At 29.6% G+C, this 8,902-nt stretch carries 15 protein-coding genes and 8 pseudogenes; all 23 read right to left on the bottom strand.

Features of this window, described 5'->3' with window-relative positions:
* Positions 1–89: pseudogene (locus A9G48_RS12105) on the bottom strand (RHS repeat-associated core domain-containing protein); the annotation flags it as partial.
* Positions 90–129: 40 nt separating this feature from the next.
* Entirely contained in the window at positions 130–546 is a 417-nt protein-coding gene (locus tag A9G48_RS02900; protein WP_034947360.1) for a hypothetical protein, read from the bottom strand.
* The gene (locus tag A9G48_RS11095; protein WP_255309142.1) at positions 537–869 is read right to left on the bottom strand and encodes a hypothetical protein; all 333 of its coding nucleotides are present in this window, start codon (positions 867–869) and stop codon (positions 537–539) included. The genes A9G48_RS02900 and A9G48_RS11095 overlap by 10 nt, the downstream gene beginning before the upstream one ends.
* Before the next feature lie 294 nt (positions 870–1,163).
* Entirely contained in the window at positions 1,164–1,475 is a 312-nt protein-coding gene (locus tag A9G48_RS02890; RefSeq protein WP_034947387.1) for a hypothetical protein, read from the bottom strand.
* Positions 1,476–1,794: 319 nt separating this feature from the next.
* A pseudogene (locus tag A9G48_RS12100) lies at positions 1,795–1,941 on the bottom strand (RHS repeat-associated core domain-containing protein); the annotation flags it as partial.
* A gap of 74 nt (positions 1,942–2,015) precedes the next feature.
* Positions 2,016–2,390, bottom strand: coding sequence for a hypothetical protein (locus A9G48_RS02880; protein ID WP_034947400.1), 375 nt, complete (start codon positions 2,388–2,390; stop codon positions 2,016–2,018).
* 5 nt (positions 2,391–2,395) lie between these two features.
* A complete protein-coding gene (locus A9G48_RS11525; protein ID WP_034947403.1) occupies positions 2,396–2,893 on the bottom strand; it encodes a hypothetical protein in 498 nt (165 codons plus the stop codon).
* Positions 2,894–3,077: 184 nt separating this feature from the next.
* Positions 3,078–3,431, bottom strand: coding sequence for a hypothetical protein (locus A9G48_RS02870; protein ID WP_034947405.1), 354 nt, complete (start codon positions 3,429–3,431; stop codon positions 3,078–3,080).
* 1 nt (position 3,432) lies between these two features.
* Positions 3,433–3,849, bottom strand: a complete 417-nt coding sequence (locus A9G48_RS02865) for a hypothetical protein (protein WP_034947408.1) — start codon at positions 3,847–3,849, stop codon at positions 3,433–3,435.
* Positions 3,829–4,008: pseudogene (locus tag A9G48_RS12095) on the bottom strand (RHS repeat-associated core domain-containing protein); the annotation flags it as partial. The gene A9G48_RS02865 and the pseudogene A9G48_RS12095, both read right to left, overlap by 21 nt.
* Before the next feature lie 48 nt (positions 4,009–4,056).
* Entirely contained in the window at positions 4,057–4,479 is a 423-nt protein-coding gene (locus tag A9G48_RS02860; RefSeq protein ID WP_034947411.1) for a hypothetical protein, read from the bottom strand.
* Between the two features lies 1 nt (position 4,480).
* Positions 4,481–4,906 carry an HNH/ENDO VII family nuclease gene (locus A9G48_RS11790; RefSeq protein WP_442903331.1) on the bottom strand — a complete coding sequence of 142 codons (426 nt, stop codon included), beginning with the start codon at positions 4,904–4,906 and terminating at the stop codon, positions 4,481–4,483.
* Positions 4,904–5,047, bottom strand: a pseudogene (locus tag A9G48_RS11925) (RHS repeat-associated core domain-containing protein); the annotation flags it as partial. The pseudogene A9G48_RS11925 and the gene A9G48_RS11790, both read right to left, overlap by 3 nt.
* Positions 5,048–5,129: 82 nt before the next feature.
* Positions 5,130–5,531, bottom strand: a complete 402-nt coding sequence (locus tag A9G48_RS02850) for a hypothetical protein (protein ID WP_065568937.1) — start codon at positions 5,529–5,531, stop codon at positions 5,130–5,132.
* Complete coding sequence (locus A9G48_RS11920) at positions 5,522–5,806, bottom strand: hypothetical protein (RefSeq protein ID WP_065568938.1); 285 nt, start codon at positions 5,804–5,806, stop codon at positions 5,522–5,524. The genes A9G48_RS02850 and A9G48_RS11920 overlap by 10 nt, the downstream gene beginning before the upstream one ends.
* A gap of 81 nt (positions 5,807–5,887) precedes the next feature.
* Positions 5,888–6,079 (bottom strand): annotated as a pseudogene (locus A9G48_RS11915) (RHS repeat-associated core domain-containing protein); the annotation flags it as partial.
* A 51-nt stretch (positions 6,080–6,130) separates the two neighbouring features.
* Entirely contained in the window at positions 6,131–6,643 is a 513-nt protein-coding gene (locus A9G48_RS02840) for an Imm26 family immunity protein (protein ID WP_202807466.1), read from the bottom strand.
* Positions 6,634–7,194 (bottom strand): annotated as a pseudogene (locus A9G48_RS02835) (RHS repeat-associated core domain-containing protein); the annotation flags it as partial. The pseudogene A9G48_RS02835 and the gene A9G48_RS02840, both read right to left, overlap by 10 nt.
* A 30-nt stretch (positions 7,195–7,224) precedes the next feature.
* Positions 7,225–7,563 (bottom strand): hypothetical protein, encoded by a 339-nt coding sequence (locus A9G48_RS02830; protein ID WP_065575758.1) that lies wholly within the window; start codon positions 7,561–7,563, stop codon positions 7,225–7,227.
* Between the two features lie 2 nt (positions 7,564–7,565).
* Positions 7,566–7,940 carry a hypothetical protein gene (locus tag A9G48_RS11520; RefSeq protein WP_237745929.1) on the bottom strand — a complete coding sequence of 125 codons (375 nt, stop codon included), beginning with the start codon at positions 7,938–7,940 and terminating at the stop codon, positions 7,566–7,568.
* Between the two features lie 12 nt (positions 7,941–7,952).
* Positions 7,953–8,108: pseudogene (locus tag A9G48_RS11910) on the bottom strand (RHS repeat-associated core domain-containing protein); the annotation flags it as partial.
* 43 nt (positions 8,109–8,151) lie between these two features.
* The gene (locus A9G48_RS02820; protein WP_034947360.1) at positions 8,152–8,568 is read right to left on the bottom strand and encodes a hypothetical protein; all 417 of its coding nucleotides are present in this window, start codon (positions 8,566–8,568) and stop codon (positions 8,152–8,154) included.
* Positions 8,559–8,902, bottom strand: a pseudogene (locus A9G48_RS02815) (hypothetical protein); the annotation flags it as partial. The gene A9G48_RS02820 and the pseudogene A9G48_RS02815, both read right to left, overlap by 10 nt.

Genomic DNA, 8,902 nt, shown 5'->3' with positions numbered 1-8,902 from the left:
TCTTGGCTAATATATAAGCTGGTTTCAGGATTATAATACCGAAACCGATTATAATAAAGCCCCGTTTCTACATCTTCATATTGCCCTAATTGTTTGAATGGTACAGAGTGTAAATTACCAAATCTATTTTTAGTTTACATATACATCAATTATCTCATCGCACTTCATATAACATCTATAAATAAAATCTCTTATCTCATTTAAAATAATTTCTAAATTATCTATCAAATAAAATTCATCAAAAATTTTTCCATCAGAAGCATAAAACTCCCCTTTTATCTCTATTCTTTCATCATTATATTTTTTATAAGAAATTTCTATATCTAGTAAATCAATATCTTTTTCATTTAAAAATTCATCTTTCAATAAAAACTCGATATATTTCACATATCTACTTATATTTCCATCACTATCTTTATTAAATTGATCAATAATATTAATTTTCTTAATTTCTTTTCGACTTTGAATTTTTTCTTTTCCATAAAGAAAAAGCTCATCTATAGCTAATGATAATTTATCCATAAATTTATTATTTATTAAGGACATGTGACTTTTGCTTCCTGTAAAGCTTGTGTATATTTATGTGTTCTTTCTGTTCCTCTAGTATCAGCCCATTCACTTAATTTTACAAAATTAGGATCATCTGCTGGTCGTATAGAAACATGACTACCATGATCATTAATGGCTTCTAATCCTGTTCCATCTAATTTAGCTACATCAATGGTTTGAAATTTTCCTGTTGTTGGTTTTTCTAAAGATGCCGACAATCCTGAAGTTGTATCTTTTCCTGGACGAGGAGTTAAATTTGAGTCTGTTCCTGACCCCATTCTATAAACATAACCTTCTGTAAGTTTTACATCCAACCCCAACGGGTCAACTTGCGTATTAGAGTCAAACGTATACGCATAAAAATTCGGGTTATTACCTGCTAGCCCGATAGGGTCTTGACTTATATAAGTTCCTGTATTACTGTCGTAAAATCGGAAGCGATTGTATTACAATATTCTATATCATATTTTTGCTCGAAAACACTTCTTAAAACTAACCAATCTTGTAATGTTGTTTCTTGTATTTTAATTTCTATATGTACAGTCTCTTCTCTCATAAAAACACAACAAAGATATAAATATAAAAGCTCAACATTTAGTTGAGCTTTTAGTTGGTTAATAATTATTACAATAATTTATAAATTCAGTAATAAAATTCCCTAATTCTTCAAATGATTTGCATTTTTGTACTTTGATAGGATTTTCCCAATTAAAATCTTTGATTATACTAATAGAAAAAGCACCTTTTTTATTAAACGAAGGATACCAACCCAAATCCAGAATCAAATTATTATGATATTCTATTTGTAACAAATCCTCTTTTAAATTATCTATATTCCCTTTTATACCTGAAGAAACATCCAAAGTACTAAAATTATCATAAGTAATGATTCCTGTACTTTTTCCTAATACATTTTTAAAGTCCATATTACTTACATTTTGTTAATTTTTTAAATTCGCTTTTTGATATTGGGTGCCCATGAATTGTATTTTCACTATTTTCTACACGAACAAAATTTGTAGGTTTTCCTTCTGATGCTCCAATAATATCATTGAATTCCATAACCTTCCAATTTTTTCCGTTAGTTACAGGAGTTCCTTCTTTCCAAATTGTCCGTTCTAAATTTTCTACATCTATCCCTGAAATATATTTTGCTGGTCCATTTTTAGTTGATTTTACTATTTCAGCCCAAGATTTATTTTTTGGTGGAAAGTGCTTAAATCCATGAGGAGTCCAGTTAACAGGATCTAACCCAAACGGATCCACCCAAACATTGCTATCATGCACATACGCATAAAAATTCGGGTTATTACCTGCTAATCCTATCGGATCTTGGCTAATATATAAGCCGCTTTCAGGATTATAATAACGGAAGCGGTTATAATAAAGCCCGTCTAACTACTCGTCTTCATAATATCCTAATTGCCTGAAATAACAAGCCAACTTTTTTAGGTTGGCTTTGAGTTTTATTTTGTTAATGAAAATTCTGAGAAATTATGATTTTCAAGATTAAAAATACATTTTTTTTCATAATTTGAATTATCATTACTTAATAATATAACAGTCTGTAACATATTACCTTCTAAATACCAAATAGAGTAAATACCATAAAACTCAGGTGATGGCATACTAGGATTTGAAATACAGTCACCTTTTTTATCATATATAAACATATTATTTTTCCCCTTTTCTCTATAGTCTGCTATAATTAATATTTGGGATAAAAATGTAATTTCTACAGCCTGAAAAATTTTTTTCTCAAAACTTTTGCATACTATTAAACCATTATTATACCAAGAAACATTTTTTTCAGAGGTATCAATTTTAAAATTACTAATCATGTCATCTATTCTATTTTATAATCTGAAATGGGTTTAAGATAATCCATTCTTTCAGCTGGTGGCACATCTAATTGGATTTGATTTCCTCCTCCATGATAATAAGTACCATCTAATCCGTCAATTTGAGGACCAACAGTGCCTGTTTTTACAGGAAGCTCTTTTATTACTTCATACTCTTGAACATATGCTATATTTTCTTTAAACTCTTTAGTAACGGCAAGTTTCTCTCTAACCATATTTACATCGGGAATCTCATCAGTAGTTGCCCAACCTCCTGGTCTATTTGAAGGCTGTCCTTCACTCATAGCCATTCTTATTTTTTCTCCAGGGCTTAATGTTTCTTTTTTAGGAGCGTAATCATAAGGCCAAGGACTTTTATTTACTTTTAAATCATTATAAGCCCTAGATGCTTCTGACGAATTTTTAAAAACTCCTTTATGCTGCTTTTGAAACTTATTCCAACTATTTGATCCACACTCACTAAGCCCGAACACATCAACCATCGTATTCGAATCAAACGTATACGCATAAAAATTCGGGTTGTTTCCTGCTAATCCTATCGGATCTTGGCTAATATATGAACCACTTTCAGGATTATAATAAAGCCCGTCTAGTTACTCGTCTTCATAATAACAAGTCACCCTTTTTAGATTGGCTTGTTATTTTATTATTATTTATACTGAATCATTAATTAAGGGGGCTATTGTCAAGAAATCCACTAGAAGATGGGTATTTAGTATAGAAAGATATTTCTTGATTTTCTTCATCTATGTGAGGTAAGAAAATTTTTATGTTTTTATTACCTAAATATAATTTATACTTACTTATTTCTTCTTCAATTTCATCCAAAATAGAAAAAGTTAAGTCATTAACAGCATTTACATATTCATCTAAAATAAGAACAAGTTCTTTAGGAAAATTATTTTGAATTATTTTTCCTGAATATAAAAATGGTATTTTTGGATCTTTACAAACTTCAATAAATCCTAGAATTTTGTTATTTCTCTTAGAAATAATATAATCTTTGATATTTTGTTCCATACTATTTAGGGCATTTAAAGTTATCCGATAATTTTTTCAAATTACTATTACTAAATCCATCTGCTCCATCCGGATGTATTAATCTAGCATGCGCATCACCTATACCTTTTGTGGGATTATGAATTACATCAAATCCCGCGTTTCTTATACTTTTTGCATCTATTTCAACTATTTTTCCAGAATTTAGAATTTCATGTAATTTTGAGAACTTCTTTGCGTCAGGAAAAGCATCTCTCATAATTTTAGCGGCTTCTTCTGCTGAATTAGCTCTTATTACAGAAATTCCAGGGGGGTCTAATTTTATTTCACCGGATTTTAATTTCAAATTATCTACACCACTTCCTCCAATTCTAAATAATTTAGTATTATCTGGCAATGGCATTCCATCTACTAAATCCAACCCGAACACATCAACCATCGTATTCGAATCATGCACATACGCATAAAAATTCGGGTTGTTTCCCTCTAGTCTTATCGGGTCTTGGCTTATATAAGTTCCTGTATTACTGTCGTAATACCTAAACCGATTATAATAAAGCCCCGTTTCTACATCCTCATACTGCCCCAGTTGCCTGAACTTATCTTCATAATAACAAGCAAACCTAAAAAGGTTGGCTTTTTATTATCAATTTAATTCAAAGAAATCTTCTAAAAATTCATTAAAACTATTCCATTCTTTATCAAAATTATTATTTTTTAGTTTATCAATATTTCCACTCTCTATGAGTACAACATGCTCATTTTCTTTATTATATAATAAATAATCTTCTGTCTCTAAGTTAATTAATGAAATATACTTTAAAGGAACTTGTTCTTTCTCATGCAATATCTGTGTGACATTATCATCTGTACTTAAATCTGTTGCTATATCATATAGTAAACCATATTTACCATAATATTCATCACTATATTTCGATACAAATTCAAAAAATGCACTATTGGGATTAATGTGGTATTTTAATAAAGTTTTTTTATATTTTTCTTGGTACTCTGGAAGAACAGTACTATATTCTTCATCTAAATAGTTTTTAATATTTTGTTTTAACATATTATTTACATTCTATTTTTAATTTTCTTGTTTTTATTTCAGCATTAGCTCTATCTTTCCAATATTGTTTTCTATCAACATCAAAGGCTTTTCTATCAATTGGATCATACGGATTAAACTTAGTCCCATCAGGATTAGGAGTTACTCTATATGGATGTAAAGCATTTGTATGTCCATATTGCTGATGTGGAGTAGCTGACAATTCAAATAGCGGGCCATGTGCTTGTTGTTTGGAATGATGTAAATTTATAGATTTGCCATCTGCTCCTATAGGAGCTAGTCCCCCTAAAGCTCTATCTAAATTAGTTCTACCTTTAGAATCAATTAAATCCCAATTTACATCTTGTTGGAAAATTTTGTAAGTATACCCTGTTCCTCCTTTACTAGGATCAGGAGCCGTCCAATCAATAATATTAAAGATATCCAACCCAAAGGGATCAACCCAAACATTGCTATCATGCACATAAGCATAAAAATTCGGGTTGTTTCCTGCTAATCCTATCGGATCTTGGCTAATATATGAACCACTTTCAGGATTATAATAACGGAAGCGGTTATAATAAAGCCCGTCTAACTACTCGCCTTCATAATATCCTAATTGCCTGAAATAACAAGCCAACTTTTTTAGATTGGCTTGTTTTATTTAGTTTTTAAATCTTAATAAATGATTCTTTATTTTTCATAATGTTTGTATAAAAATATATTTTATTATTTTCTATTTTTCTTAAAAAGATTAAATCTTCAATTTTACCTAAATAATTTATAGTTTTTTTTTCTAGATTAATTACAGATAATTTAAAACCTACAACACAAAATTTTCTAATAAACATAGGAATATAAATAAGTCTATTTTGATCATCATATAAGAATGGCCCTCCAAATAGAATTTCTTTGAATAAATTACTTTTATTAATTAATAAATTTCCTACAAGGGGAGAACCTTGATTAACTTCCATTAAGTTAATATAATCAATTTCTAAGTTATTTAATATAAACTGTGATTGAAAATTGATTGGATCGTCATTTTTATTTATTAAAGATATTATTTGCATTTTGGCTTTAAGTGTTTTGTTTTCACATTAACTACATCGTCAGATTTAACAATAAATTGTAAAGAACCTCCCGGATATTTTAATCCTTGAGGACCTATTATTCCAAATTTAATCGAAGTTCCTTTTGGAATAATTCCTGTGTTATATTTATTTAAAGGATTCCATGCTGGCAATATTGCAGCAAAAGTTCTATTTATAAATTTATTTATTCCTATTCTCAATCCCCAGAAATCTGGACGAGTAGAACCTAAATGTAAATCTCCAAATCTTTGCACAGGTATATTAAAAGGAGCTCTAATTTCAAAACCCTTAAATAGGAATCCGTCTTTTGTAGTTATCCTTAGTTTTTCAAAAATATTTAACCCAAACGGGTCAACTTGCGTATTAGAATCAAATGTATACGCATAAAAATTCGGGTTATTACCTGCTAGCCCGATAGGGTCTTGGCTAATATATGAACCACTTTCAGGATTATAATATCGGAAGCGATTATAATAAAGCCCGTCTAGTTCTTGGTCTTCATACTGCCCCAGTTGCCTAAATGGTATATCGGTATCACTTCATTGGGCAAATTATTGTATTATTATTTTTAAATTTCTTTATTTGAATAATTTATTTTTTATCCTTATTTCTAATTGAGTTGGAGTCCAAACAATCCATTGTTCATAATTTTTTGCTTCAGTTTCACTAATTTTTTTTTCGATACCATTTTGCCATAACCTAGAATCTTCTCCTCGTCCCATTACTAATTGAATTTTTGATAAATTAGACTCTTTTTCTGGATCATAATTATCTTGTGTATAAATCTTTTTCCATCTTCCTTTTGAAATTCCTAATCCTGATATAGATATTGGAGAGAATAATCTGGGAGAGTTTATAATAGATTGAATATCTTCTTGTAACGTCCCTATTTGATCAAATACTTCTACAAATATGCCACTTCCCCCTTTATCATCTATAATTCTACAAAAGACAAATTCTCTCCCCCTATTATCAAACTTCTCTTTTTTATAATTCTTTAAATTTTCCTTAATATCTTCAGTAGGTAGAAATAGGGGAATTGCATATATTTCTCCTGGTATAACTTCTGTTTTTTTCATGATTAATGGCATTTTATTTTATTTCCTTCTAATTGGGCTTTAGCTTTTTCATATTCCGTATAAAAAGCTTTTCCTCTAGCATCTGTCCTTGATTTGTCAAATGAATTTATTTTATTTCCCTTATTAGTAGATGATATTTCCTCACCTATAATACCTGTTTTTGTTTGATAATATTCCATATATGCCTGCTCCCAACCCCTAGCTTGCTCTATAGCTACATTATTTTTCAATATTTCATGTGTTCCCGTATATCTTCCTGATTCAATGTGTTGAGACATTCTAGTATCTATATCTTGTTTTGTTATCCCTATATAATAAGGTGTACTAGAACCATTTTCATACAATGCATATACTGAATAGCCACTTGTACCTAAAGGATCCAACCCAAACGGATCAACTTCTGAATTGGAATCGTACACATACGCATAAAAATTCGGGTTGTTACCTGCTAACCCTATCGGATCTTGGCTAATATATAAGCCGGTTTCAGGATGATAATATCGGAAGCGGTTATAATAAAGCCCCGTTTCTACATCCTCATACTGCCCCGGTTGTCTGAACGATATGGAATATAAATTGCCGAATTTATCTCATCAATTTTCATTCTCCATTTGTTCTAAAAATATATCTTGTAAATCACCGCTTATTACTTTATCATTTAAACGTAACTCAAATAATCCCTTTTGATTAGAAAATGAAGATATATTATCCAATTTTCCTAGTATACTAGAAATTGTATCAATCATCACTAAACGAATAAAAGATTTTAACCTTTCCTTTTGTTTATCATCTAAACTATTATATAATTCTTTACTATCTAGCCAAGATTTATCTGTTCCATTTAAACTCTTTTTTAAAGAATCAAAATAGTAATTATAGGCCTCATTTAATATTTCTTTTTTTAAATTTTCAATAAATTCTTTATCATTCATAATTATTTACATTTTGTTTTTTTAAATGCCTCGGGATACATTTTCTTGTTAAGTTCTATAAGTTCTTTTAATTTTTCACTAGGTATATCTGGATATACTTTTCTTAATTCTTTGATATCTCTAGCTAATAAATCTCTAACTGAATTAATTCCTTTAGTATTTCTGGATACTATACCCACTCCATCTCTAGATCTTGTATGTCCAACTGAAGGGACAAGAATAGCAGGCGCTTTCATTGGATCATATCCAGGAATAAATTTTTTCATTATTGCTTTTTGTCCTACATGATGCGAATCCAATCCCGTTCCTTGATTAATTTTAATTAAATCTTCATGTATTCCTACTTGAAAAGGTTTACCAGATCCTGCTTTAGCCATCAACCCCAACGGGTCAACTTCCGAATTAGAATCAAACGTATACGCATAAAAATTCGGGTTATTACCTGCCAGTTTTATGGGGTCTTGGCTAATATATAAGCTGGTTTCAGGATTATAATACCGAAACCGATTATAATAAAGCCCCGTTTCTACATCTTCATATTGCCCTAATTGTTTGAATGGTACAGAGTGTAAATTACCAAATCTATTTTTAGTTTACATATACATCAATTATCTCATCGCACTTCATATAACATCTATAAATAAAATCTCTTATCTCATTTAAAATAATTTCTAAATTATCTATCAAATAAAATTCATCAAAAATTTTTCCATCAGAAGCATAAAACTCCCCTTTTATCTCTATTCTTTCATCATTATATTTTTTATAAGAAATTTCTATATCTAGTAAATCAATATCTTTTTCATTTAAAAATTCATCTTTCAATAAAAACTCGATATATTTCACATATCTACTTATATTTCCATCACTATCTTTATTAAATTGATCAATAATATTAATTTTCTTAATTTCTTTTCGACTTTGAATTTTTTCTTTTCCATAAAGAAAAAGCTCATCTATAGCTAATGATAATTTATCCATAAATTTATTATTTATTAAGGACATGTGACTTTTGCTTCCTGTAAAGCTTGTGTATATTTATGTGTTCTTTCTGTTCCTCTAGTATCAGCCCATTCACTTAATTTTACAAAATTAGGATCATCTGCTGGTCGTATAGAAACATGACTACCATGATCATTAATGGCTTCTAATCCTGTTCCATCTAATTTAGCTACATCAATGGTTTGAAATTTTCCTGTTGTTGGTTTTTCTAAAGATGCCGACAATCCTGAAGTTGTATCTTTTCCTGGACGAGGAGTTAAATTTGAGTCTGTTCCTGACCCCATTCTATAAACATAACCTTCTGTAAGTTTTACATCCAACCCCAACGGGTCAACTT

Origin of the sequence: Gilliamella sp. wkB18, from assembly GCF_001690875.1 — a bacterium.
GTDB lineage: Bacteria > Pseudomonadota > Gammaproteobacteria > Enterobacterales > Orbaceae > Gilliamella > Gilliamella apicola_A.
Note: the sequence above shows the minus strand (reverse complement) of the source record. Positions and strands in the feature narration are given on the sequence as shown.

Coding starts and splice junctions, on each gene's coding strand:
- A9G48_RS02890 (WP_034947387.1), bottom strand. CDS start 1,475: ATGGACTTTAAAAATGTATTAGGAAAAAGTACAGGAATCATTACTTAT.
- A9G48_RS02880 (WP_034947400.1), bottom strand. CDS start 2,390: ATGATTAGTAATTTTAAAATTGATACCTCTGAAAAAAATGTTTCTTGG.
- A9G48_RS11525 (WP_034947403.1), bottom strand. CDS start 2,893: ATGGTTGATGTGTTCGGGCTTAGTGAGTGTGGATCAAATAGTTGGAAT.
- A9G48_RS02850 (WP_065568937.1), bottom strand. CDS start 5,531: ATGCAAATAATATCTTTAATAAATAAAAATGACGATCCAATCAATTTT.
- A9G48_RS02900 (WP_034947360.1), bottom strand. CDS start 546: ATGTCCTTAATAAATAATAAATTTATGGATAAATTATCATTAGCTATA.
- A9G48_RS02865 (WP_034947408.1), bottom strand. CDS start 3,849: ATGGTTGATGTGTTCGGGTTGGATTTAGTAGATGGAATGCCATTGCCA.
- A9G48_RS02840 (WP_202807466.1), bottom strand. CDS start 6,643: ATGCCATTAATCATGAAAAAAACAGAAGTTATACCAGGAGAAATATAT.
- A9G48_RS02820 (WP_034947360.1), bottom strand. CDS start 8,568: ATGTCCTTAATAAATAATAAATTTATGGATAAATTATCATTAGCTATA.
- A9G48_RS02830 (WP_065575758.1), bottom strand. CDS start 7,563: ATGAATGATAAAGAATTTATTGAAAATTTAAAAAAAGAAATATTAAAT.
- A9G48_RS02870 (WP_034947405.1), bottom strand. CDS start 3,431: ATGGAACAAAATATCAAAGATTATATTATTTCTAAGAGAAATAACAAA.
- A9G48_RS11520 (WP_237745929.1), bottom strand. CDS start 7,940: ATGGCTAAAGCAGGATCTGGTAAACCTTTTCAAGTAGGAATACATGAA.
- A9G48_RS02860 (WP_034947411.1), bottom strand. CDS start 4,479: ATGTTAAAACAAAATATTAAAAACTATTTAGATGAAGAATATAGTACT.